The sequence below is a fragment of the Nocardia sp. NPDC050630 genome (assembly GCF_044457245.1).
GTDB lineage: Bacteria > Actinomycetota > Actinomycetes > Mycobacteriales > Mycobacteriaceae > Nocardia.
This window is the reverse complement of record NZ_JBITGN010000005.1, coordinates 118,181-142,111: the sequence shown is the minus strand read 5'-3', so window position 1 is coordinate 142,111 and position 23,931 is coordinate 118,181. Positions and strand designations below refer to the sequence as shown.

The 23,931-nt window shown below is 62.0% G+C and carries 21 protein-coding genes; 15 read left to right on the top strand and 6 right to left on the bottom strand.

The annotated features are described in order from the left end of the window. Positions 1-22: 22 nt before the first annotated feature. The 10 genes from ACIBG0_RS15585 to ACIBG0_RS15540 all read left to right on the top strand — a co-directional run bounded on the left by ACIBG0_RS15585 (position 23) and on the right by ACIBG0_RS15540 (position 7,258). Positions 23-637 carry a hypothetical protein gene (locus tag ACIBG0_RS15585; RefSeq protein ID WP_397032949.1) on the top strand — a complete coding sequence of 205 codons (615 nt, stop codon included), beginning with the start codon at positions 23-25 and terminating at the stop codon, positions 635-637. Positions 638-660: 23 nt separating this feature from the next. Further along, positions 661-1,026 carry a hypothetical protein gene (locus ACIBG0_RS15580; RefSeq protein WP_397032947.1) on the top strand — a complete coding sequence of 122 codons (366 nt, stop codon included), beginning with the start codon at positions 661-663 and terminating at the stop codon, positions 1,024-1,026. A gap of 38 nt (positions 1,027-1,064) precedes the next feature. Next, positions 1,065-2,945, top strand: a complete 1,881-nt coding sequence (locus tag ACIBG0_RS15575; protein WP_397032945.1) for a hypothetical protein — start codon at positions 1,065-1,067, stop codon at positions 2,943-2,945. 1 nt (position 2,946) lies between these two features. Next, complete coding sequence (locus ACIBG0_RS15570; protein ID WP_397032944.1) at positions 2,947-3,297, top strand: hypothetical protein; 351 nt, start codon at positions 2,947-2,949, stop codon at positions 3,295-3,297. 5 nt (positions 3,298-3,302) lie between these two features. After that, positions 3,303-3,647 (top strand): hypothetical protein, encoded by a 345-nt coding sequence (locus ACIBG0_RS15565; protein ID WP_397032943.1) that lies wholly within the window; start codon positions 3,303-3,305, stop codon positions 3,645-3,647. Positions 3,648-3,649: 2 nt separating this feature from the next. Then, positions 3,650-4,657, top strand: a complete 1,008-nt coding sequence (locus ACIBG0_RS15560; RefSeq protein ID WP_397032941.1) for a toprim domain-containing protein — start codon at positions 3,650-3,652, stop codon at positions 4,655-4,657. 27 nt (positions 4,658-4,684) lie between these two features. Beyond that, entirely contained in the window at positions 4,685-5,035 is a 351-nt protein-coding gene (locus tag ACIBG0_RS15555) for a hypothetical protein (RefSeq protein WP_397032939.1), read from the top strand. A 38-nt stretch (positions 5,036-5,073) separates the two neighbouring features. Beyond that, positions 5,074-5,478, top strand: a complete 405-nt coding sequence (locus tag ACIBG0_RS15550) for a hypothetical protein (RefSeq protein WP_397032937.1) — start codon at positions 5,074-5,076, stop codon at positions 5,476-5,478. 3 nt (positions 5,479-5,481) lie between these two features. Beyond that, positions 5,482-6,432: a hypothetical protein gene (locus ACIBG0_RS15545; RefSeq protein ID WP_397032935.1), complete on the top strand. Its 951-nt coding sequence runs from the start codon at positions 5,482-5,484 to the stop codon at positions 6,430-6,432. Positions 6,433-6,514: 82 nt separating this feature from the next. After that, positions 6,515-7,258, top strand: coding sequence for a DUF5131 family protein (locus ACIBG0_RS15540; protein WP_397032933.1), 744 nt, complete (start codon positions 6,515-6,517; stop codon positions 7,256-7,258). Positions 7,259-7,350: 92 nt separating this feature from the next. On the opposite strand, the gene tcmP is transcribed toward ACIBG0_RS15540, so the two are convergent. Continuing rightward, positions 7,351-8,541, bottom strand: a complete 1,191-nt coding sequence (gene tcmP, locus ACIBG0_RS15535) for a three-Cys-motif partner protein TcmP (RefSeq protein WP_397032931.1) — start codon at positions 8,539-8,541, stop codon at positions 7,351-7,353. 739 nt (positions 8,542-9,280) lie between these two features. Here tcmP and ACIBG0_RS15530 point away from each other — a divergent pair. The 3 genes from ACIBG0_RS15530 (at position 9,281) to ACIBG0_RS15520 (ending at position 13,972) form a co-directional block, all read left to right on the top strand. Further along, positions 9,281-9,982 carry a hypothetical protein gene (locus tag ACIBG0_RS15530; protein ID WP_397032930.1) on the top strand — a complete coding sequence of 234 codons (702 nt, stop codon included), beginning with the start codon at positions 9,281-9,283 and terminating at the stop codon, positions 9,980-9,982. Between the two features lie 43 nt (positions 9,983-10,025). Beyond that, positions 10,026-11,150, top strand: coding sequence for a DNA adenine methylase (locus tag ACIBG0_RS15525; protein WP_397032929.1), 1,125 nt, complete (start codon positions 10,026-10,028; stop codon positions 11,148-11,150). A gap of 2,081 nt (positions 11,151-13,231) precedes the next feature. Further along, on the top strand, positions 13,232-13,972 hold the full coding sequence (locus ACIBG0_RS15520) for an HNH endonuclease (RefSeq protein ID WP_397032928.1): 741 nt from the start codon (positions 13,232-13,234) through the stop codon (positions 13,970-13,972). A 473-nt stretch (positions 13,973-14,445) separates the two neighbouring features. Here ACIBG0_RS15520 and ACIBG0_RS15515 read toward each other — a convergent pair whose 3' ends face one another. Further along, complete coding sequence (locus ACIBG0_RS15515; protein ID WP_397032927.1) at positions 14,446-14,676, bottom strand: hypothetical protein; 231 nt, start codon at positions 14,674-14,676, stop codon at positions 14,446-14,448. A 1,407-nt stretch (positions 14,677-16,083) separates the two neighbouring features. Between ACIBG0_RS15515 and ACIBG0_RS15510 the strand changes: the two genes are divergently transcribed. Continuing rightward, positions 16,084-16,932 carry a DNA-processing protein DprA gene (locus tag ACIBG0_RS15510; protein ID WP_397032925.1) on the top strand — a complete coding sequence of 283 codons (849 nt, stop codon included), beginning with the start codon at positions 16,084-16,086 and terminating at the stop codon, positions 16,930-16,932. On the opposite strand, the gene ACIBG0_RS15505 is transcribed toward ACIBG0_RS15510, so the two are convergent. After that, positions 16,898-17,425, bottom strand: a complete 528-nt coding sequence (locus tag ACIBG0_RS15505; RefSeq protein ID WP_397032923.1) for a transposase — start codon at positions 17,423-17,425, stop codon at positions 16,898-16,900. The two genes, ACIBG0_RS15510 and ACIBG0_RS15505, sit on opposite strands and share 35 nt — an antisense overlap. Before the next feature lie 1,760 nt (positions 17,426-19,185). On the opposite strand from ACIBG0_RS15505, the gene ACIBG0_RS15500 reads away from it, so the two are divergent. After that, positions 19,186-20,562: a hypothetical protein gene (locus ACIBG0_RS15500; RefSeq protein WP_397032921.1), complete on the top strand. Its 1,377-nt coding sequence runs from the start codon at positions 19,186-19,188 to the stop codon at positions 20,560-20,562. 634 nt (positions 20,563-21,196) lie between these two features. On the opposite strand, the gene ACIBG0_RS15495 is transcribed toward ACIBG0_RS15500, so the two are convergent. The 3 genes from ACIBG0_RS15495 to ACIBG0_RS15485 all read right to left on the bottom strand — a co-directional run bounded on the left by ACIBG0_RS15495 (position 21,197) and on the right by ACIBG0_RS15485 (position 23,894). Beyond that, positions 21,197-21,496 carry a hypothetical protein gene (locus ACIBG0_RS15495; protein WP_397032919.1) on the bottom strand — a complete coding sequence of 100 codons (300 nt, stop codon included), beginning with the start codon at positions 21,494-21,496 and terminating at the stop codon, positions 21,197-21,199. Between the two features lie 84 nt (positions 21,497-21,580). Next, positions 21,581-22,408, bottom strand: coding sequence for a hypothetical protein (locus tag ACIBG0_RS15490; RefSeq protein WP_397032918.1), 828 nt, complete (start codon positions 22,406-22,408; stop codon positions 21,581-21,583). 577 nt (positions 22,409-22,985) lie between these two features. Beyond that, positions 22,986-23,894, bottom strand: a complete 909-nt coding sequence (locus ACIBG0_RS15485; RefSeq protein WP_397032916.1) for an aminoglycoside phosphotransferase family protein — start codon at positions 23,892-23,894, stop codon at positions 22,986-22,988. Between the last annotated feature and the right edge of the window lie 37 nt (positions 23,895-23,931).

Genomic DNA, 23,931 nt, shown 5'->3' with positions numbered 1-23,931 from the left:
ATCGATTGAAAGGCAACACATCATGCGTATCCGCAACAACAACCATGACCACAACGGGGAAGACCCCGACGAGGGCCGCGAACCCACCGACCCGAAACGCCAGGGCGAGAAGCTGGCCGAGGAGGTCGCCGAGTTCCTCGCAGCCGCAGTTGCCGCCGTCGACAACCCGCCCACACGAGCCCGCAGCAGCGAACCCGAATCCACCGACCGCCCGGTGCTGCGCCTGGTGAAGAACGACGCCACAGACCGCGACGACGCGAACGGTTGGGACACACCCGCCGACCCAGGGACAGCCATCGCGGCCGGGCGGGCAGCACGACGGCGGGTAGCTCGCGGCGCTGCGGGAGCCTCCGCTCTTGTGGTCGCTGCGACCGCGTTCGCGGCGTGGGGGCAGCCATGGCTGGTGGCCGGACCACTGGCCGCCTACGGCACGGGCTGGCTGGCCTACCTGTGGTGGAACGCGGCCTTGCGTCCTTCGATCCCACAGACCCTCGCCACCGTCACCAGCGGCGTCAGCGCGGCATTCGCCGTCGTCGTCACCACGATCGCCGCGATCGTGCGCGGGCTGATCGACCGGATCGACACCGCCCGCACCCGGCACGAAACCACACGCACGGCGCCGACCACCGCTCCGTAACCCACCACAAGGAAGGAAATCCCTTGAGCACCAACCGAACCCCCGACGAGCCGATCCACACCGCACCGGTGGATCTGTACGAGCGACTGAATGAGGTCGATGACCGGCTGATCCAGCTGCGGCGCGAGCTCGTCGATATCCGCCGCGAGTACGCCACCCTGCGGCGGCACCCGGATTCCCTGGCAGTCGACACCCTCGGTGACCCACTCGACCCGGTCGAGGCGACTTTGCGCGTCGAAACCGCGCTGGCCATGTCGGATGACCAGCTCGACGCCGCCGGGGTCTGGATAGCGCGGGCACGTGGCCGGTACGCGACCCGGCTCAAGCTCACCGACGCCGCCGCCGAAGAACTCGACCGCCGACGCAACCGCGTCGAGCGGACCCGATGAACCGCGAAAACCGCTACCGCTGAAAGGAATACAACAACATGACCGACCGCAGCCCCGAAGATGAGTTGATCGCCGAGGCCCGCAAGTTCGGGTACGCGATGAAGGAAATGCTGCGTTTGCACGCTCAGGCCGGGAACTGGCTGGAGCGTCGCCGGGTGCGCAAGCAGATCAGCCTGGCGTTACGCGAGCAGCGCCGTGCCGAGCAGGCCGATCGTAAGAACCAGCTGGTGTGGACCCAGCAGATGATCGACCGCTACCGCACGCACTCACTGGCCGTGGCCGACCGTGCCTCCGACCCGAGTGTCGACCACCAGCGCCGCTACCGCGACGCACAGGCGTTGTCGCGGCACGCGAATGATCTGCAGGTCCGCATCATCGGCAACACCAGCCTGACACGGGTCGAACAGGGCATCGCCCTCGACGGTGTGGACGCGGCCACGATCTTCCCGCGGTTCGAGCCGGGCCGGTTGTTCGCCAAGGCGCACAAAGTGCGTGGTGTGGACGCGTTGCGGTACCGCGCCCAGGTCGCCCGCACCATCCGGGAACAAGCCGCGCCGCAGCGTGAGCAGCAGCGGCAGGCCGCGCCCTATCAGGCGACGCTGGCGTGGATGAGTGGGACCGGGCAGGACCCGATCACCGAAACGCGCGGGTTCGACACCGCGCGTGAGGGTTTGGAGTGGATGCACCGCGATATCGACCACACGATGTGGGTCGACGGGCAAACCGTGGACGCCACCGTGCGCGATCCGGCCGGACGCCCGGTATATCACCGCCACGGCGACCCGGAAACGGTGGCCGAACAACTCGAACAGCCCCTCGGCATCATCCGTGACCCCTTTGGTGGGTACCGGCAGAACCCAAGCGCGGGATTCTTCGCCGATGCCGACACCGTCGCTGATCACCAGCGCACCGTCGCCGACGCGCACGCCGAACAGTTGCATCCGGCCACCGAGCGTCCACCCCAGCAGCCGGGCAAACCATTCGTGGTCAACGTCGGTCCCTCCGATGTACTGCACCTCGACGACGTCGAGTACGCCAAGGTCCCACCGCAGGACCGTACGCAGTCGCGCACGTTCGAAACGCGTGAGCAGGCATACGACTGGACGTTGCATCAGCTCGACACCTACCGCGACACCAGCAGCCGCGCCGGGGAAGACTTCTCGCTCACCATCCGCGAACAGGGCCGAGCACACGACGCCGAGATCGTCGACGGGCCGCTCGGGATGGTCACCGACGAAGTCCGCGCCCTGCGTGAACAGCACCTGCGTCCCCAGCGCGGACAGGCCACCGAGCAGCCGAAAACCCATCCCGCCGAGCTGCAGGCAGCCAAGTCGGAGGATCCGGAGCGGTTCGCACAGATCGAACGCCGGTTGAGGGACATCTCCGATGACCGGGACCGGCTGGAGAGCCGGGTCGGGATGTTGCAGCGCGGGTTGGACGCGGTCACCGCCGACCGCGACGAGATGAAACGCAAACTCGACGCCGCCGAGGGCCGCATCGAGGAGTTGAAGCACCGAAACGTCCGCCTGGCCAACGAGATCGGTGAACTGCGCGACCGCCCCAAGGTCGATCACGTTGCCGCCGAACGCGACCGCTACAAGCGCGAACGCGACGAAGCCGTGCAGAAACTCGCCCAGACCCTGTGGACCCAGCGAAACGGGCGCGAAGCCAATCGGGGTGAGCAAGCCCCACGGCGCAGTGAGGAACAGCACCACGTGGTGATCGACGCCGACGAAAACCATCCCCAGCAGCAACGGCCGGGCGAGGACACCGGCAGTCAGGGACCGGTGGGCAAGCGTGCCAGCTACCTGCACGACCTCACCGACACCGGCCATGAGCGGCCAGGTCCCGACACCCAGTCATGGCCGCAGCCCGGACGCAACGGTCACGGCCGCGATGGTATCGAGCGGAGCCGCTGAGATGGAACGCGAACACGAGGAAGCGATGCGCGCCGACTACCAGCAGCACTACCAGCTGGGCCGGGATATGTTCCGCGACGGGATCACCGAAACCGATATCGAACGGCTCGACTCGGACCGAATCGAGATCGAGAAACGGTGGCAAGACGGCCCGCACACCGAGCACTGGGACTACCTGTCCGACGCTCAGCACGACTGGGAACGCTCGCCCGCGACCATGTCCCGGTTCATGGAAAACGTCGACCACAACGCCGGATACGGGCTCACCGATATCCAGCGCCGCAGCCAACAGCAGGCCCGTGAGCTGACCGGCAACGACCGGCCACGCCCCCGGAGCCAGCGAGGCAGGTGAACATTATGCACATCGAGCACGAGGAAGCGATGCGCGCGGCGTTCACCGAACTCGATCGCCTCACCCGCATGGCATACCGGCCCGAGGCGACTCAGGCCGATATCCACCGCCTCTACACCGACGGCGCCGCGATCGATCAGGGCTGGCACTACGGCCCGCACCGCGAGCAGTGGGGATTCCTCAAACACGCTCGCTCGCAATGGGAATGCGACCCCACCGCGATGCGGCGGAGCTTGGTCGAATCCCTGCGGAGCGCGGGCACGAAGTTGGATCCGGTGCAGCGCCGCAGCATCGAACAGGGCCGGGTCCTCGCGGACTCCACTCGTCCCGGCATCGATCGGGGACGGTGAGGATGCAATCGCAACAGCCGCACGGGCATTCCTACGAGGTCGTCACCGAGGCGTTGACCCGCAGGATGGGTCCGGCCCCGTATCCACGCGGCCCCGAGCAGTGGACCAACTACCTGTGCCCGGTACACGAGAGCGACGGGCAGCAGCACAACCCGTCACTGGGCGTGCGGTACGACCCCCGCCAAGGCAAGACGATGGTGCGGTGTTGGGCAAAGTGCAACGACGAAGAGGTCTTGGACCGGATCGGGTTACGGGTGCGGGACCTGTGGGACCGGTTGCCCGAACGTGACCCGAACCGCCGCACCAGCAGCGGTGTCCACGGCCAGCGCTTCGGGGTGAGCGAGCGGCGGCCGTTGACCCCGGTGGAACGGGCGATCGCCGCGGCCTCGTTCCCGATCCTGAACAAACCCGATATCGGGGCACAGACCGGGCCAGGCGAGAACGTCGATACCTACGTCTACCGGTGGCACACCGATCAGATCGAGGGCGCGGTGTTCCGGATGCGGACCCCGCACGAACACGGATACGCCAAATCGTTCTGGCAAGCCAGATGGACCGGAACTCGTTGGGAGAAAGGCGGTTTTGCCCCGATCCCATGGAAACTCGCCGACATCCGGGAAGCCCTCGACACCGGCCGCGAGATCTATGTGTGCGAGGGCGAGAAGGACGTCCAAGCCGCGAACCGGGCCGGGCTGATCGCGACCTGCAACGCAATGGGCGCCGGATCCTGGACCCCCGAACACGCCAAATGGCTGCGCGGGGCAGGCCGGGTGATCGTGGTCGCCGACCGCGACCGCCCCGGCTACCGACACGCCGCCAAAGTCGCCGAAACCCTACACGGTCAGGTCGGTGAGGTCCGGGTCATGCAGGCCCGCGATGGCAAGGACCTGTCGGACCACTTCGCCGCTGGTCACATGCTCGAAGACCTCGAACCGGTCCGGTATCTCGATCAACCCAAACAACAGCAGCGGCCGCGGTTTCGGCCGGTGAGCCGAACCCGAAGCCGCTGACCAGAGCAGAACGTAAGGAGAAACCCGATGAACCACCCGAACCCCGAACCCCGCGAAATCCGCGATCGCGGCCAGCAACTCGGACGTGAGGTGTTCAACGCCACCGCTGCGGCGAACAACCCTGACATGGTCTACCCCGACTGGCCCGAAGACGTGCCGTTGCCCGACCTCTCTGACCGCGTGGTCACCGCCGAGGCCGCCTACTACCACCATCTGACCCAGCATCGCGAGCACCTGGGACGTGACATCGAATTCCAGGCCGACTACGAGCTTCTGGACTGGCTTAGCGCCGAGGGTGCCGACCTGCGCGACTACCAGACCTGGAGCTGCGACCCGGAAGAGCCGCTGCGGCGTAGCGACCGCCGCCGCAGCCGCTGAACACATCACTGAAACACATCTTGGAAGGACACAGCATCATGACCAGCACTTTTGGACAGCGTTTCCGTCGCGCCGCGCGCCCGAGTAGCGCGTTCAGCAAGACCAGCAACCCGGGCACGACCGTGTACGGGCGTATCGCCGCGATCGTGGAGGAGCCCAAGCTCAAATACGGCGGTGCTCCCGACGAGGTCGAACTCGACGACAACGGCAAGCCCGTCATGCAGTTGGTGATCACCCTCGACACCAGTAGCGGGCCGCGGAATCTGTATGTGTCCTGGCGCATGGAACAAGCCATCGGTCTGGCGTTGGAGAACGCAGGCACGGAGGACTTCGCGATCGGTGCGTTGCTGTCGGTCACCTACACCGGACCCGACCCCGACTACCCGAAGGCCCGGTTGTTCACCGCCGTCTACAACCACACCACCGGGCAGAGCGGTGCGTGAACCGTGACCGGACACGACTCCGGTGCAAACGCGGTGCGCAGCAACGACGCTGCGCACTACCACGCACCATACGATGCACAACCCGGTGCGCAGGCATCGAGACGGCCGGTGCGGGCGTGGCCGGTGCTGCTGCTGGCGCTGCCCGCGTTCGTCGCGATCTGGTCCGGCTGGGTCGGTCTTGGTGAGCTGACCGGTTTCGGTCCGGTGCACCCGCTACCCGGTATCGCCGATGATTTCGAGATCAACACTGCGATCACCCTGCCGATCGGGATGGAAGCCTATGCCTCCTACGCGCTGTCGGTATGGCTGTCCGGGCGGATCCGTTCGAACCGAACCCGCAGCTACGCGAAGTATTCGGCGTTCGGCAGCCTCGCGCTGGGTGCCGTTGGGCAGGTCGCCTACCACCTCATGCAAGCCGCCGGTGTGACCGTGGCGCCGTGGCCGGTCACCGTGCTGGTGGCTTGCCTTCCTGTTGTGGTCCTCGGCATGGGTGCGGCGTTGGCGCACATGATTATCGGTGAGCACCACCACGCACCAGCCGTGCGCGCCGATGCCGAGCCGGTGCGTAAGCCCGAAGCGGTACGCACCGTCTCGGTACGTGAAGTCCACACCGAGACTCGATCGACTACCAGCGAAGTGACCGCCCACCAAGGCGCACAGCAGCTGAATGGTGCGCAGCAAGTCGAGATCGAAGCACCCGTGCGCACTAGCGACACCGATCAGCAGCCACGCACCGACCGATGGGCGACGGTGGCCGAGATGGTGTGCAGCACCGACCCATCCGGGCGGCGCGATCCGGGCACGGTCGCCGCGATTCTGCGGCTGAAGCATGAGGAGGGTTGGTCGCATGCGCGTATCGCCGAGCACGTCGAACTTAGCGCCTCCTCGGTGACCCGGACTCTGGCCGCGGCGCAGCACCACACCAAATCCGGTGTGGCTGGCGATGACGTTTGAGAAAGGAGTCACACGATGCAGCGTGTGGGACTACGAATACGCGGTGTGGACGTAGTGTCGACAAGATTCGGGAGGAGGTGTCATGTCGGACAAGTCGGGCATCGAATGGACTGAGGCGACGTGGAACCCGGTGACGGGCTGCGACCGAGTTTCGGCCGGGTGTGACCACTGCTATGCGATGGTGCTGGCGAAACGCCTGAAAGCGATGGGTGCCGACAAGTACCAGCGTGACGGTGATGTGCGCACGTCCGGGCCGGGGTTCGGCGTGACCATCCACCCGCAGGCGTTGGATGTACCGCGACGGTGGCGCGCGCCGCGCGTGGTATTCGTCAATTCGATGTCGGACCTGTTCCACGCCAAGGTGCCGGTCGGATTCATCCGCGACGTGTTCGACGTGATGCGCGAAACCCCGCAGCACACCTACCAGGTGTTGACGAAACGCTCACTGCGCTTGAAGCGCCTCGCCGATGGTTTGGACTGGCCGGCCAATGTGTGGATGGGAGTGTCGGTCGAGAACACCGACTACCTCGACCGCGTCGACCACCTGCGCGAAGTCCCCGCAGCGGTGCGATTCCTGTCGTGTGAGCCGCTTCTGGGGCCGCTGGACGGATTGAAGCTCGACGGCATCGGGTGGGTTATCGCGGGCGGGGAATCCGGGGTGGGCCATCGGCCGATGGATCCGACCTGGGTCCGTGGCATTCGTGATGTGTGCCAAGACATGTCGGTGCCGTTCTTCTTCAAGCAGTGGGGTGGTCGGACCCCGAAAGCGATGGGACGCGAGCTCGATGGTCGACTGTGGGACGGTATGCCCGCATTGATCGCATGAGCTGAAACCTCTTGGACCCCTACCGAATCGGTAGGGGTCTTGCTGCGTCTTGGGCCTGCCTGACCTGGATGAATGCGCTGGCTGAGATGGTTCTACGCACCTTTGGCTTGGCTGGTTGCGGCTCGAACGAATGACCTGAGCTGGATCTGGCGACCCCCGCTGTCCACCTCAACCGCGCCGGAGTGGACAAGCGGCCGCAATGCCTTGATGACGTGCTCGGGACGGAACACGGTGTCGAACAAGGCAAAGTCGCGTAGAGCCTCGACACGGGTCGGCCCCCGCGTTTTCAGTTGGTCGAGCAGCAGGCGTGATAACGAACCAAGCTGTGGATCGACAAACTCGAAGAGTGCTTCGAGTTGGCTGTCGCGAGGATCTCGGAAGCCGATCCCGAAGGTGCGGTCCACCTCCCACAGGCTGTCCTTCATCTTCTTCACACCGAGTCGGTGGTTTGTCCCGAACACCAGATACAGTGCGTCGCCGCGACGGTCGACCAGTTCGAAGTCGAGCAGGTACTTGAATCCCGCGGTCTTGAGTGCCGTGCGGTAGCAGGTGAGGATGAACTGACGCTTCTCGCTGCTATCGACCGTGCCTGCTTGGCGCCAAGTACGGTCGCCGCCGAATACATCATCTGCAGCATCACCAAGATCCGAGACGAACCGCACGAAGTGCTGCGGTTTGAAGGTGACGATCACCTCTGAGCCGCTGTTGTTGGCGATGCGCTGCAGGAATCGGAACGGCACCGGCGCGTTGCCCCAAGAGTCCAAAACCGCGAGAATCGGTGATTCCCATGCTCTGACGCGGTCGAGTTCTTGCTCGAGAAGCTCTTCGCACTTGCCCTTCTTGATTGATACAGGCATCTGATCTTCTGGTCGCGGTCGATCGGGGAACGCGCGCTTCAGCTGTTCAGGGAGCATTGCGACGCAACGTTGATCGTCATCGATGAACAGGAAGCGAGCCTTCTTCGAAGGGTTGGAGACCTTTTCGACGAAGGCCCGGACCGCGATGATCGGTGAACCGTCCTCGCCGCGGTCGTACACGCCAGGGCCGGAGAATCCCTCGGCGTACGTGGCCGTGTTCCATGAGTTGTCGCTGAGAATGATCGGGAACCATCGACGCAGGTACCGGTCGTAAATGTCATGTTTGGCGGCAGTGTGTTCCACCCGCGGCCACGGCACTGGCCCATCGACAGGCATATCGGCAACCCCCTTGCCTCGCAACGCTTTCAAGTAAGCGTAGCCAGAACCGTGCGTGTGGGCATGCCGCTTCGCTATCAAATCCGCCATGAACCCCGGCACCTGACAACCGACGGCCATCCGAACAGTAGGCACCGCCAGGCGGGCCTACTGGCATCTCTGGGACCGGATTTTGATGCGGACTTGATGCGGACCTGATCCGATCCTGATGCGGACCTGATCCGGATTCAGAGTCGGATCAAAATCCGATCAATCCGAACACGAAAACGCTTCTACCTGGGGCGTTTTGCGCCGTCTTCTGCCCTGCCCGTCCCCCACTCTCTATGGCTTCGCTGTTCATAGAGAGTGGGGGACGGGCAGGGCAGAAGACAACACAAAACACAAAGAGCCAAAGACCAAGGACAAAAGAGGAAGAGAGACCACAAAAAGAGAGGACCACAAAAGGGGTTGGGTGCGGGGTTGCGTCAGGTGCGTACATCACGTCTAGAGCAGCGCCACCTCCGGTGGCGTGTTCGCGCGCCAGGTCGCGCTCAGTGCGGCAGGTCAACTCAAGTGCGCAAGTGGCGGCTTCGAGCACGCAAGTTTCAGCGCATGACGGAAGTGGAGCGCGGCAGCAGGAACATTGTGCGTCGAGATGGGGACCACGAAAGGAGAGTCATCCTCCGGGCGGTTTTATGCCTAACCATCAAAGAAAACGCGGGGTTGATGCTTACGAGTCAACTTGATTCCTATGCACCAACTGATTGACGTATATGCATCAAAATCATTGGGCTACAAGGATTTTCGCGGTAGAATTGATGCCCAATCATCAAGGCGGGGAGGTCTTTAGATGAGTACTTTTGCCGGATCGGTTGTGACCGCGATCGAATCAACGTGGGCGACAATTCGGGACCGGCATCCGGACGTACCGGATGTGGTGGTCGCGATGGCGGCCGGTTCGATCGGCTCTCCGCGCGGCGTGCGGCTCGGTCACTTCGGGCCGGATCGCTGGCTGCACGGCCAGGAGTGGATGCCGGAATTGTTCGTCGGCGGTGAAGGGTTCGCGCTCAGTGCCTGCGATGTCCTGGGCACCCTGCTGCACGAAGCCGCGCACGGCGTCGCCCGCGCTCGCGGTGTCCAGGACACCAGCCGCCGGGGTGCCTACCAAAATGCGAAATACCGTGGCATCGCCAATGAATTCGGTCTCACCGTCGTCCGGCAGGCCAGCCGCGGATGGTCGGAGACCACCGTCCCCGACGAGATCGCCGAACAGTACCGCCAGCAGATCGACACGTTGCACAGCGTGCTGGTCGCCTACCGACGCTCCGAACGCGGTGGCGCCCTGGCGGGCCCGGCCGGAGTCGCTGGCGATTCCGACGACGAGACCAGCGATGAAGACGGCGAGGACGATCAGCGTGCACCGCGCAATGGTCGGGCGCTGACCTGTGGCTGCGATCCGGTGCGGCGGGTCCGCGCGGCACAGCGCACCATCGACGCAGGGCCGATCCTGTGCGGTATCTGCCAGCAGCCCTTCGCGATCGCAGCGGCCTGATTGACGCGTACGCGTCAAATCTGTTGAGGGAGGATTCGCCCTGATGAAACCGCCGATGGCGTACTACGGGGGCAAGACGACGATCTCGTCGAAGATCGCGGGCATACTGCCCGAGCACGGGCATTACGTCGAACCGTTCGCGGGATCGCTAGCGGTGCTGCTGGCCAAACCGGCTGCACGGATGGAAACGGTCAACGACATCGACGGCGACCTCATGACGTTCTGGCGAGTCCTGCGCGACCGCCCGACCGAGCTGGCGCGGGTATGTGCACTGACTCCGCATTCGCGTACCGAGCACGAGGCATCCCATGGTGACCTGTCCGACCTCGACGAGCTGGAGCGGGCCCGCCGGGTGTGGGTACGGATCACCCAGTCCCGCACCGGAACCCTGCGCCGCACCGGCTGGCGCCACCACGTCGACCCAAACGGATCCGGAGTATCCATGCCGGGATATCTAGCCGCATACCTGGAGCGGATGCTGCCCGCGGCAGAACGTCTGGCCGCGGTATCGCTGGAATCGCGTCCAGCACTCGAGCTGATCACTACCTACGGCCGTCATCGTTCCGCGCTGCTGTATGTGGATCCGCCGTATCTGGGCACGACCCGCGACCGCAACTACCGCCACGAAATGGGCGCAGAATCCCACCATCGAGAGCTGGCGGCCGCGCTGCACGCCTGCCAGGCCACCGTGGTGCTGTCCGGGTATGCCAGCGACCTCTACGACCACGAGCTCTACCCGCACTGGTACCGCCACGAGATGGCAGCCTTCACCACCCAAGGCGGAGCCCGCCACGAACGGACCGAGATCCTATGGTCCGACCACCCACTCAACACCCCTGACACCGGCATGCTGCCACTGCCGGAGTTTCGTAACAACGACACCGCGACCGGAGGCGGCTGTTACGAAACTCAATGCGCGGCACCGAAATGCACGAAGGTCCTCACCCGAGCCGCGACCGGCCGGCCCGGGCGCTACTGCTCCACCGCGTGCCGTATGCGCGCCAGCCGCAAACGCGCAGGACGCTCCGGCGAAACCGAAGGCTTGCGTGACCTGGAAGCTAGCGGGGATCGATGCTTGCCCGCGAGGGCGACACCGCCCTTGGTCTGCGATCTTCTTGTGTTGTCTCCTCCGTGGTGCTTCCCTCCAGAGGAAACGTGTTCGGAGTGACTCACAACACAGACAGATCGGTCGGACATCGCCGCATTTTCCCGTCTTGCCCGTGTTGCACAAGCCCCGTTATCAAATTGCAATCCCCTTGTATGACCCTTTGGGAACTTCGTCTAGACGAAAGTCCCGGTATGCTTAACCAGCGGGTTTACCTGTTGGCAACACTGCGAGGACGGGGTTTGGACACCGGCATGTCACCGGGTTGTGATGCGTTTCCCCTGATGCACGCGCGCGCCGATCGAGTACAGTCCAATGTCGGATATCGAATTCGATGTGATGGATTTCACATTTGATGGACTGGGTCGCATCTGAGTGAAGCTTGGAAGGTGGCACTCGGGAAACGAGGCGTTACCGTATGGATGTCCTACTAAAGGAAATGCTCGGATCCGTCACTGGGTGCCAGCCTGGACGAACCCGAGCACTTCAGTAGGTTGTCATCTGCGCGAGCTCGTGATCCATTCGATGATCGCGCGGAGTGACAGAGCCAACAGTCTGGTGGCACCTGCCACCAGACTGTTGCTGTTTGTCAGGGACAAGACCACCGCGATGGCGTCGAGTCCTGACGTGACAGCCGCGCACCATCGCTTGGCTGCCTTTACCCGCCGTAGTCGCGCAGTCCTGCTCACGCGCTCGCGACGGGTTGCATCCGATTCGGACGGATCGAGATCCACCGAACCTCCTTACTGCGGTGACCACCCAGGTCGGCGGTCGGGCACAGGGCCTGTTCCCCTCTGAACGAGGCTGTGCAGCAGGAAGACTCGACGGCTCGAGCGAACGCTCGAATCGAACAAACGGTCAGCGTACAGCGCGCCGCCGTCAAAGACTCGAAGCACTGCAAAACGGTTGCCGCCCTGCCCGAATTCGGGCGAACGCCCTATCCGATCGGACGGCTCGCCAGCACGTCCTCACGGACCGTGCTCGCGAGCCGAGAGATATTGGATCAGAACAGAGTCCGGAAACGAAGAGACACGCCGACCGACATCCCTCGCATTCCAATTTCTGTGTGCTACTCGCGGTTTCGCTCGCAGCGAACTAGCGGCGGTTATCCGGAATGCAATCCTCGCTCGCGGAAACCGCCGGGTACTACGTCCTTCCCGGAAGGTTTGGCTACCCTGACCGGATTAGATAACGACGTGCGGTCGATTGCGTTGCTGCGCACAACAGATCAGTTGGCATTGCGCTGAAGTACCTGGAGATCAAGGGCTTTCGCATGTCCCAAACTTTCGTCCAAAAATCTTCGGTTTTAGAACGAACGAGCTGTGGATCTAGTGGTCTGATTGCTGAACTTCCTCGACATGCGGCGCAACATCGGCTGTTCCTGGAACAGTCGGTCAGCCTCGCGAATGCCCCCCGAAGGCATTCATGCGAACCGCGACATCTAGTCGAAAGTTTGTGGAACGCAACCAATCCGGTTGTATCTTACAGACGAACCGTTCAAATGGAAGGGCAACTTTGCATGGTTTGGCGACAAAATCCGCGGTATGCCATCTGACCTGGTATTATGTCGTCAATTCTCAGGCTAACGCAATATTGCGTTAGCAATCATCCTGGTGCTACGGGGGAGGCGGGCCACCCTGCTCGGCACGAGCTGCCCGCATCGGCGTCCAGGGGCACGCAACCGAAGACGTGATGGGCATCTTGATCCGCGGGTCGTAGCACCCGGTGAGGTCCGGCTGGGCCGGGCGACGTTGAATGAACGGCAAAACAATGCCGTCGATCCAGGGGCTAGCTGTGGTTAGCCCGGAGCCGCCAGCGCTTTCGGACCCGATGGTTCGGCTGCGCAGGTCTGGGTTGTTGTCGGCGCGCTTGCGTACGCTGGCCGCCGTGGTCGATGTTGTCTCGGCTGCACATATTCAGCTGAAGGAGGGGCATCGATGCCAGCGTGGGCTTTTAAGTCGGTGGGCGAGGATCGAGACTGGCACAGCAACGACGGGTACCCCGATATACCAGGCGTGCAGTATGTCTACACGAACACCGTGGGCAACTGCCTACGCGTTGCTGAGGGCGACACAGTTGTCGTACACGATCGCTTACTCGTACATGGTGTTTCGGTCGTAGATGCGATCGCGGTCGAACATGACGTGCCGGTGCAGATCAAACGATGCCCGGAGTGTGGCAGGGCATCGGTCGGCCGGCTCAAGCGCAGTCCGACGAAGTTCCGCTGCGACCGGGGCGGCCACAAGTTCGACGATCCGGTCGTGAGCGACGAGACACGAACCGTGTACACCGCGCACATCGCCAACCATTGGCAGGCCATCGACGGCGCGGTGTCGACAGAGCGCCTCATGACAGCGAGGTCGAACAACGATCGACAAAGCTCGATCCGACCGCTCGACATAGATCTGCTCGATCAGTTGCTCGACCGGGCCGCGGTCCTCCTCCCCACCCTGGCACCTGGGAAACCAACCGGTGGGCTGACCAAAGTGTCGAAGCCGATCGCGGGTGGACACCGGATGGTGGCGTCGCGGGTTCGAAACGGGCAGGACAAGTTTCGGGATGCCGTGCTTCAACGGGACGGGTTGGTGTGTGCGATCACGGGCCGCTGCCATCCTACGGCGTTGGAAGCCGCGCACCTGCGCAAGTTCGCGGACCACGGAACGCATCTGGCCGAAGAGGGCTTGCCGCTGCGGGCCGACATCCACAAGCTGTTCGACGCTGGGCTGATTGCGATTGACCCGACGACCATGGAAGTGGTCGTTTCGCCCCAGCTCGACGCCTACCCGGGCTATAGCGAGCTGCGTGGAACACAGGTGAAGGTGACCGATATCAGCACGGCGGCGCTGACCGACCATTTCGAGGCTGCTGTCTCCAGCTGGGGGTGACCACGGCTGTCGAGCAGTAGGCGCGGTATCTCATGAGGGTTGGCTCCATGGGGGTCGAGTGCGAGCTGTTCGGAGTCTCGTTGCGGGGACCGGTCCAGGTGTAGCCGTGCGGCAGCGACCGGTGAGTCGGTAGTTGCGCTGTGGGACGCTGAAACGACCCGTGTTGATGCCCATGCATCAACCACTCGGCCGCGATCCAGCCGCTGTGACGACTGGGCTACTCGTTCGACCACGACGGAGGGAAGCTTTGCAGCGCAACCGATTCCGAGACCGGTGCATCGAGTGCAAGCGACGGGTACTTGAGAATGCCGGATTCATCTTTGACCCGGGATACGCCAACGCGGTGGTGTGCCTGGACTGCCTCTACGACTTCTACGGCGAGACACGCGGCTTCTCCGTCCCATCCATCGGCACGGAAGCCGGTTCGCGAAGTGGGCGAAGAACACGCCCACAACCACTTGATGCCCGACCTTCTACAACGTCCACTCCGGCTGGAAGTCGTCGTGGTCGGCCCAGGCGTAGGCAAGGAATCGCAGCATCGAGTCCTCGAGGTCACCTCCGCTGCGCATCAACGCCGTGGTGAGGATGTGCCGCTTGCCCAACGTTTCTCGCAGTTCCCGCGCCTTGTCGATATAGCCGCCACTCGCCAATGCGGCGGCCTCGTCCTCCCAGAGCCTTGCCCGAATGAACTCATCGATGCTCATACCCGGATTGGACGCACTACATCAGCCGTTGGTTCCGTCGATAGAGGCACGTGTCGTGTTCCGAATCGGTCCCTACGCACCTCGACAGCCGAGGCAGGGTGCTTGTGCAATGCTGGCCTAAAACGAGCCGGGGCGGAGAAGTGATCTCTCTGCCCAGCTCGGTCCAGATCCTTCGTGACCAAACGTCTTACTGCCAGCATGCCCCGGTCGGGTAACTCGCTCGCACCCGAAACGGCATCCCAATGAAACCGACGAAAGCAACCCCGCGACCCACACGAGTTAGCTGTGCTGTCTCGTGAGACTGGTGCCGACAGCTGGGGTAGTTCGTCGGTGTCGCGAACCACCAATCGCATCTCCAACCGGCGGAGTCCGGTATCTAACGGCCGAGGGTTGCTCCTCGGGCGTCCGGCGGCGCCAGGCGCCATGCCGCCTTGTTTCCACCAGGCCCGGATACTGAGGCTCGCGTGGCGCGCGCCCAAATGGCCGTGGGCACGATCGTGCTGAGCCGAATGTGTCAGTGCCCCAAGTCATCCGACTCGGCGCTGTACCGTTGATCTAGCTGTAGACGATGATCCACAAGCGACGAGGAGCCATTCGTATGGCGGTAGCGGGAGCCGAGAGGCCGTGCCGGGTACTGAAGCATGCTTACGCCAACTCGGCGGATACTTCACTAGCTGTCCGATGGCTGTATCTAAACAGTCCGTCTTTACCGCTCCGGCATATAGAGGCTTGCTTCCGTGGACTCTACAATCCTGTTCTAGTTCCCGCAGATCAGTTACACTTGTACAATCACCTCCTGTATTGGGCGAATGGAATTCCAGCTGAAGTTCCTCCATTTATTAATCTTCTAACCCAGAGATTGATGCTGCCAACGGAAAATTCTCCTCTGGATTTAGCGCTTGCGCTAGACTGGTACAAGATCCCCGACGACGGGGATTCTGGAAATTGGAGCAACACCGAATCTGGTGGCCTCGTGAACAAGATGAAATACTATATCTATAGTCCAAATGTACGCAAATCGGCGGCTAGCCAGTTGGTAACACTCCTCGTCGATACCATCAACCGTCATCCCGCGCTTAACTCGGCTAAATGCGTCGTCTCGGTTCCGGGGTCGAAAGGGGATGGCAAGAGCGTCGGCGAGTGGCTCGCCGCATCGGTTGCCGAGGCCACCGGAAAGCGGCTTGTGCGAACGAATGGGCCCGCCCGAGCCTCTAGGAAAGAGAACCGGGGGTACAGTCTGGATGGCTTGTTCACCATCACAGAGAAGTTGTCACACCCATGTGTAATCGTTGACGATGTGATACGAAGCGGTGCCACGGCCGAAGCGGTTGCTGCAGTCGCAAAGATGGCTGGGGCGTCACGTGTGTACGGGCTGGCGGGTGCCAAGACCATGAGGAGTTAGCCACTGTGAGCCGGGAAGACAACCTGCGGGCACTTGTGGCGTTTGAGGTGTTCAAAACGCCTCAGAAGATAACGCGCGCCCTCCTCGACCCGAACCCTGAGCTGCTCCGAGGTGCGTGGCGGGCCTTGGATCGAGGAACCCAGGAATCTCTGCACAAACAGTCCGAAGACCTAAGCAACAGAAAAATTCTGGCTGTTTGCGCGGACGATCCGCGATTCCCGAATTCCCTCGTGTTTAATGGACGACCTATCGTGCCAGTACTTTTCTGCACAGGGGATCTCTCTCTCCTTGGTGCACCTGGTGCAGGAATGTGCGGTTCCAGAAAGGTTAGCTCTCTAGGCATCAAGGCCGCGCGTGCGTGCGGCGAGGAAGTAAGCGACCGCGGCCTCACGGTTGTTTCAGGTTATGCTAAGGGCGTCGACACCGAGACTCATCTCGCCGCCCTTGAACGAGGCGGTCGGACGATCATCGTTCTCGCAGAGGGGGTAAACCACTTTAGGGTTAAAAGGGAATTCTCCGAGAAGTTCGACCCGGAGCGTGTGTTGGTTGTATCGCAGTTTCATCCTCAGCAACCATGGGCTTCATACTCTGCAATGGCTCGAAACCACGTTATTTTCGGCCTCGGTCTGGCTCTAATCGTTATTGAGGCTGGAGAAAAAGGCGGTACATTGGCGGCTGGGCGCGATGCACTGAAACGAGGTCGTCCAGTTTTCGTTCTTAATTTCGGAGATGAAACCCCACCGGGAAACAGAATTTTGCTTGATAGCGGCGGACGTGAAGTTAAGTCACGGCGTGGTCTCGGGGAAGCCTTAGATCATCTTAAAGATTCGCCATATCAGGGCATGCTGATTTAGCAAGTGTTCCTGGGTCTGGAGCCCGTCGTCGTTGCCGGTGGGCCCGAGACATCGCCGGACCCTCGATGCTCTTTCGCCTCACCTGGCATGTTCGCGCGCCAGGGCACGGCTCAATGCGGTAGGTCAAGTCAGATGCGACAGTGGCGGTTTCGAGCATGCAAGTTCCAGCCCCGGACCTGGCCGCGGCGGCGATCACAGAGCTTGCCAGCTGTGTGATCAACGTCGAGCGGGCTGCGGTCAACGCGTCGAGCGCATCGGTTTTTCCCTTGTCGCGCAACCGCTTCGACGATGGTGTCGGCGCCTCGACGACCCGGTAGCCGATCCGTTCGAGACGATCGGCCAGGATTGCCCCGTAGGAACCGGTGCCCTCGGCCGCGATCAGGACACCGTCCACGTCACCGTCGGTGCGGCGGGCCAGCCATCCGATCGCGCGTTCGAGCCCGGTGCTGGTGGTCGGGAAGGTTGATTCATCGGTGACTCGCCCGAAGGGCACTCGATGATCGCGTAACTGTGTGTGGCGGAGTGGGTGTCGACACCGACGACGAATCGGTAGTGATCTGCCACGATGGACAATACGATGTCTCCTGTCGATGAGCGGACGTCGTAACCGGCGCCGGCCCGGGTGCAGATCACCACGAGGCAAATCTGTAAGGAGCCACAACCGATTTCGGTCGGGCAGGCTTCTGATCAAGCCATCGTGGTGGGCCGGGTCGATGCCGACCTCCAGACCGAACGGAAACCTCCCGGGAATGACACCCCCAAAAGAGGGTCAGACGGTTCACGAGTCACGCCCGGCCTGAAGGACCAGCACCACCCTGCCAGCCAGCCCGAGGCCGGCCACCACAAACACTTACAGACGGTTGATAGCGCGGCGGCGGGGCCGCGGTGGCCCGAGGTGGAGGACCACAACAGGAGGGTGGTCGGGATGCAGGTCCACGCGCAGGTAACCTCTTAGTACTTCAGTCCGAATCCGGGCTATAAGCCTGCCTCATCACCGCGCCCGTGCCCGTCGACAAGGTCACGCTCGAAGGCCGACCGGGCCGCGAATGATCAGGTTCATGTGGGTACACCGACCTCGCTGGGGTTCATGTCGTTGTACAGGCCGCGCCAGCCCGGATGGCGCAGGCCGTCGTCGGTGTAAACTGGGGATGGTAGGTCTTTGGAACCTGCGCTCTTCCCTCAAGTAGATGAGGCTGGGGTTGGTCATCCTGGTCGCCGGTCAACTGGATTGGTGAGATGCCGAGGGAGGGCTTGCCGCCGTTGCCGAGAAGTATTCCGACCGGTCCATGGCCGCAGCATATAGGGGCCGGCGAACGATCCACCGGGCGCCGCGATGCGGACCTAAGGGCTGGGACGAAGGGTTAGGGATTCTAACCACCGGTGCATCGCCGCAGCAGATACAGATCCGATTCTATTAATCGCTGCCGCGTGTACAGCCCACAAGTCGAACAGGCCAATCTGACTAACGCCTGCTCAGGCCAGTAGTGAACTCTGTCCCTAAATAAAGGAGCAATGATGGTCTCCTCCATAGACGAACTCCAGAAATCAACACGTGCTGATGCGGCACAGGTATCCCGCTCTCAAGCTCAACGACCGAACGGGTCCGGGACGATCGATATCGAAGCTGGCTGGCCGCCCCGGCTCCAAGGCGCGACAGCCAGTCGTTCAATCCCTTCAGTCTCTTCTGACCGGTACGTCAGTTCGCGCGACCTTCAACGCAGCGTTGAAATTGCCCTTTGTCATCCCGACATCGAAGAATACCTTGAGGGACGCTGGCAAGTCTTGAGCTGCCAGCCATTTGCGCGAAGAAGATCTCATCGATCCGTACCACACACGATCCAGGTTGCGATCTTCAACTACACGGTAAATCGCCTAGTCGAGGTCTTTGTTGAGGATGAAGAAGTGGTCTCGATGGAAGAAAGAAGTCCATATGAACATCCAGAATCTGTAATCGAAATTGCCCAAGCTGCAGCGATAGCACGCGCAGCCCCAAGCCTTCTGGGGCGGATTGATGGACTTGCGACTCACGGGATACTGCAGGTCCCATCAGAAGGGCCGAGCCAGGGGCATAGATGCATCTTGGTAATCTTTACCGAGCAAGATGATCCGATGCGTGAGCTACCAGTGCTATATAGCGCCATAGTTGACCTGAATCTGCAGTCTGTTATCGCTTCGGGATCGGGGCCGAAATGTCGATGCGCCCCGAATGAATCCAATCGGTTATCAAGCCTCTAGACATGTCAGGAAGTCGCTATGAGTGAGAGCAGCAGCTTACATAAGAAATGGCAAGACTGGTTCTTTGACTGCGGTGTATTCGGTCACCAGGGGCTTTGCCTGCTAGACGGGTACTTTCGAGGTCAGAAAATGTTCAACAAGCTGTGCCTACCTGTAATTCGGGTAAAGTATACAGAAGATCAGGATTGGCTTCTGGCCCCGAAGTTGGGGGGTGGATGCGGCCCCTACAATGATCGAATATCTTGGGATACCGAAGAGTTTGCAGAGGGCTTTGTAACATTACCTGTCGGCCCCTATCACCTAGAAGAACAGGATACGCAACACGAGGGTATGCGATATCTTCGCGCAGAGCCCGTTGTGGTGAATGGTGAAGACGTATTTCAGACTTCTGTGTACGCACGTATCGGCGCCTATCACATTAAGCAGGAATACACCTTGCACAACGACGGGATGATACAACCTCGAGTGTATAGCAAGGGATTATCCTGCAATATAGACCACGACCATAATCCATATTGGAGATTTGACTTCTCTCTCGGCTCTCCAGAAGTAGCTCGAGTGTCGGTTCACCATCAGTCGATGTTCGGGAACGATCTTATTGCTGATATAAATACTGAGGGGTCTGTAGTTAACAGCTTTTTTGGCAGGATGATCGAGTATCGAATCACGAGCACCCAGCCGCCCACGGTCGCGGCCATTCGCAATCCTGCTCAAGCTGTTGTCGTTCCTCCCGAGCCAGGTTCCAGCGAGGGGGTCATAGGCCCCACGCCCTTTTCTGGCATAGATGGATATGTGCGTAGATACAGGCCGGAGGAAGACCGGGATTGGCCGAAGAAGGAAATGGATGAGCTCTCCTTCGTGCGAAATGATCCGTGCATTGACACGGATATCGTGTTTTGGTCTATCTGCCATCTGCACCATCATGCAGATAAGAACAACGAACATTTTCATGGAGTCGGTCCCGATATATTCTTGACTCCAATGACTCTCGCTAATGTTCCTCCTGAATTCTTCAGGCTAGTGGAAGTGAGCGGAAAAATTTCCATAAAAGACTTCAAGGCAGTCGGAAAGGACAAATGGAAGCACGTCGATTTCTCGGACAAAGTTCTCGTGAGTCCAAGCTCTCCCAATCAAGAAATAATTGGTATAGCTCAGGTCGGCGACACAAAGGGGGAATTCATAATAAGGCCTACTTGGATGATGGACAACTCCATAAGCGTGGAGGTTATAGGAAATTTGTTCGATGAGACTCAGCGCGTGGCACACTTGTCTGGTCAGTTCAATGTTATGCGCGACTCGTCCATGAGCGGGGTGAAGATGCATCTGGTGGATTACCATAAGGGTGATCCGGATACCGCCGACTTGACGTTTGACGTATCCAATCAGCAAAAGTAACTGGTAGAAGGTGCAGGGCGAGTTGGTGGAGCCGGGCCATCGGGCTTCATGTACCGCATCGCCGCCAGGCGGCATCATCGTGGTCGATCGCGAGAGACGGCGACACTGGACATCTGCCTTGAGGACAAACTTGAGGACAAATAGATACCCCGCCGTGCTGGACGCCTGGGCACGAATACGGTTGGCCGCGACGCCGAACGGTACTCCGGCCTAGCGACCGACTACGGGTTCGTGGCGCGGCAACGGGTGAAGACGGCCAGTCGACCCGATGCATTACTGTGCACCACATCAAGATCGCAACGCTTGTTGTTCGACAGCAATGTATTTTGCTGGTTTGCTTCCTCCTGACCAGGGTTTCGCCTGGACAGGACACTGTTCGGAGTGTTTGATCTCATAATCCATTGGTCGCGGGTTCGAGCCCCGCCCGCCCCACAAACCCCCTGGTCAGGGGGATTGCAGTCGGTGTTTGGGTCGTGCCTTAACCACCCAGGTCACCACTTACTCACCTTTTTCAAATTGCGGGCACATGCTGCTCCCCCCAGCTTCCGACACTCTGCCCGGCCAGGGCATCGGGAGCTGGTTGTTTGCTAGCCAATGATGGCCGACGCTGGGCATCGCTGGTCACTCTCGAGGATCATGTTCGGCTCGTCGTGGAAGTCCCGTCTTGCTCATCCGGCAGAGCGAAGGCCGCGAAGCGATTCCGGGCGTCCGGGCCTTGATGGGTGCGTTGGACGTAGTGCCTTCGTGTCACCGCTTCGGTGTTGCCGAGTTGGGCGGCCGCGACACCGATACCGGATTGCCCGCCGTCGGCGTCTTCGGCCAGATGCGTGCCGACGGTCTTGCGCGCCGCATGGGGGTTCTGGGGTATTCCCGTGGCGCCGATGCGGTCGAGTGCCCGCTGTAGTTGCTTGCGGGCATTGCGAGGATCGCGCAAGGTCCCTCCTCGGGATGGGAACACGAGATCGTTGGGCTCATGCGGATCAAGTCACGGCGGGTGGTCAGTCTCTCTACGGCCCACTCAGGTAGCAGCAGTCGGCGTTTGCCGTTCGGGCCGCCCTTGGGATGCGGTTGGATGATCATCCCCCCGCCGCGTACGCACGACGGTCCCCTCAACGAGCACAGTGGGCTTAGTGGCGTCGAGATCGAGGTGCTTCCCCTTCAACGCCATCGTCTCGCCGATGCGGCATCCGGTGGCCAAGAGGAGATCGACCAGATCGGCGATACCGTTCGCGACAGCGCGCTTGTCACCACACAGCCCGCTTCGGATGCGTTGCACCTCGTTGAGCGACCATGCCACAACCGGTTTGTCTTCGACCTGGATCGGTGCGAGCAGCTTGATGATATTTCCGGCACTGGCGCCGTATCGGCTTGCTAGCGTCCACATTCCGGATAAGCAGGTCTTCGTGAGTTTCGCGGTCGGCCTGCCCACTTCATCGGCGATGTCTTCGAGTGACCCTTCCAGCACCTGAGTGGTGCACTCAGCGATGGTCAGCTTGCCGATTCTGGGGACGATGTGAAGGTCCAGTATCTCCCCGTATCGGCGTTTGGTGTTCGCGGATAGCTTGGAGCGCTCGACCTTTATCTGCCATCGCTCGACGAGGCGGTGCACGAGCGTATCCGCCGTGATTTCGGACTTCGAGGGCGCGACCCGCCGGGCCAGCTTTTCCTCGAGTGCTGCTATGGCCTTGGACTTAGATTGCCCGACCGCCTCCACTTGCCGCAGGGCGCCGTCGAGGTCGCGAAGTCTGGTCTTTGCTACGTGCCGGATCGGTTTTCCGGCTGCATCCCGAACGACTGTAACGGTGATCTTCCCGTGCCGTCCGGGCTTGATTCGTTCGCGCGGCATCAGGCATCCCCGCCGACCACGCGCGCGACAACGCAACTATTCATTTGTACTCCCGTAGATATCAATTCCCGGTGCTAGCCGGTCTTGTGCATTCCAATTCTACTGGGCCACAGCGCTTTACGGAGAATCCGCCAGCGCGACCAAGTCATTGGATTCGGGTGGACCGTTCGGGGCGTCACCTTCGCTCGGACGGCCCTCTTCTGGACGCTGTGCTGACGGCGCGCTCAGCGGCACCAGGCCTCGCCCGATTGGACAAGCCAACCTCGGATGGATCCGCGGCGGGCGCCGTCCGGCCCGCGTCCTGCCATCGGCGCCGCTGTGAAGCAGGCCGGCGGATGGCACCGGACAGACCAATACTGCGGAATCGAACCCCAAGTCGGGCGATGGTCCCGAACAACCGAGTACTGCGGAAACCCCGGCTGAGTCTGTATCCGGAGCAGACGCTCGATACTCGTCTTCGCGAGATGGACTGCTGGCCAAGGACTGTGCGCGGCCGAACGCGCGGATCGTGGTGTTCGAGATTGTCTGTTTATGGCCTGACCGATGGAATCCGCTCCCTCTGCACGGAAGCGATTGATCAGCGGTGAGTCGATGCGGTGAGACGTCGCAGTGCAGCGTGGGCGGGTGGGCCCCATGTGGGCTTGCCGCCGGGGCGGCGGTGGACACCGGCGTCCGCGATGAAGATGCCGCTGAGGGCGCGCAGCACCGCCCATCCGCGGGCGCGACGCAGGGTCGCGGTGTCCGGGGTCGGCTGGTAGGCGGCATGGAAGCGCTCGGCGGCACCGTCGGGCAGCAGAATCCACGCGGCAGCGAGGTCGCAAGCCGGATCGCCCGCGAAGAGGTCGCCGAAGTCGATCACGCCGCAGATCGTGCCCTCCGCGGTCAGGACGTTTGCTGGATGCAGGTCGCCGTGGAGCCATAGCGCCGGTCCGGCCCAGTCGGGCGCGGCGGCGGCGTCTTCGAAGACCGCGCGGACAGCGTCTGGATCGGGGATCAGCCCCAGCTCCGTGGCCGAGGCTAGCTGCTTGGCGAACCCCTCGGAGTACTCGGCCAGCGGCCCTCCGCGGTTTCGGCCGGTGGGTGCCTGTTCGGGGGCGGGTTGGTGAAATGCGGTCAGGAAGGCGGCCAGGGTGGTGGCCGCTTCCGTGGCGTGGGTGACGGGGGCGCGGTCGGCAGGCGTGCCCGGCACCCAGGTGGTGACGATCCAGGGGCGCGGAAACCTCTCGGAGGGCTCACCGAGCCGCTGGGGAACGGGAACCGGCAGAGGAAGGTGCGGGGCGAGGACAGGCAGCCAGGTGTGCTCTTTGCGCAGCAGCGTGTCCGCGGAGCAGGGCAACCGGACGGCGAGGTCATCGCCGAGCCGCCACAGCTGGTTGTCCCAGCCGCGTGCGCCGAGCCGCACAGGGTAGTCAGCGAGGTCGGGGTGCTGCTCACGCAGCAGATGCCGCACCAACTCCGCAGTGATGTCGATCCCGGTGTGCGACATGCGGATCAACAGTAGCCAGAGGGCAGCCGACCGTTCC

Excerpts from the sequence above, each read along its gene's own strand:
- ACIBG0_RS15585 (WP_397032949.1), top strand. The coding sequence starts at position 23 with ATGCGTATCCGCAACAACAACCATGACCACAACGGGGAAGACCCCGAC.
- ACIBG0_RS15575 (WP_397032945.1), top strand. The coding sequence starts at position 1,065 with ATGACCGACCGCAGCCCCGAAGATGAGTTGATCGCCGAGGCCCGCAAG.
- ACIBG0_RS15570 (WP_397032944.1), top strand. The coding sequence starts at position 2,947 with ATGGAACGCGAACACGAGGAAGCGATGCGCGCCGACTACCAGCAGCAC.
- ACIBG0_RS15565 (WP_397032943.1), top strand. The coding sequence starts at position 3,303 with ATGCACATCGAGCACGAGGAAGCGATGCGCGCGGCGTTCACCGAACTC.
- ACIBG0_RS15560 (WP_397032941.1), top strand. The coding sequence starts at position 3,650 with ATGCAATCGCAACAGCCGCACGGGCATTCCTACGAGGTCGTCACCGAG.
- ACIBG0_RS15555 (WP_397032939.1), top strand. The coding sequence starts at position 4,685 with ATGAACCACCCGAACCCCGAACCCCGCGAAATCCGCGATCGCGGCCAG.
- ACIBG0_RS15550 (WP_397032937.1), top strand. The coding sequence starts at position 5,074 with ATGACCAGCACTTTTGGACAGCGTTTCCGTCGCGCCGCGCGCCCGAGT.
- ACIBG0_RS15540 (WP_397032933.1), top strand. The coding sequence starts at position 6,515 with ATGTCGGACAAGTCGGGCATCGAATGGACTGAGGCGACGTGGAACCCG.
- tcmP (WP_397032931.1), bottom strand. The coding sequence starts at position 8,541 with ATGGCGGATTTGATAGCGAAGCGGCATGCCCACACGCACGGTTCTGGC.
- ACIBG0_RS15530 (WP_397032930.1), top strand. The coding sequence starts at position 9,281 with ATGAGTACTTTTGCCGGATCGGTTGTGACCGCGATCGAATCAACGTGG.
- ACIBG0_RS15525 (WP_397032929.1), top strand. The coding sequence starts at position 10,026 with ATGAAACCGCCGATGGCGTACTACGGGGGCAAGACGACGATCTCGTCG.
- ACIBG0_RS15515 (WP_397032927.1), bottom strand. The coding sequence starts at position 14,676 with ATGAGCATCGATGAGTTCATTCGGGCAAGGCTCTGGGAGGACGAGGCC.
- ACIBG0_RS15500 (WP_397032921.1), top strand. The coding sequence starts at position 19,186 with ATGAGTGAGAGCAGCAGCTTACATAAGAAATGGCAAGACTGGTTCTTT.
- ACIBG0_RS15490 (WP_397032918.1), bottom strand. The coding sequence starts at position 22,408 with ATGCCGCGCGAACGAATCAAGCCCGGACGGCACGGGAAGATCACCGTT.
- ACIBG0_RS15485 (WP_397032916.1), bottom strand. The coding sequence starts at position 23,894 with ATGTCGCACACCGGGATCGACATCACTGCGGAGTTGGTGCGGCATCTG.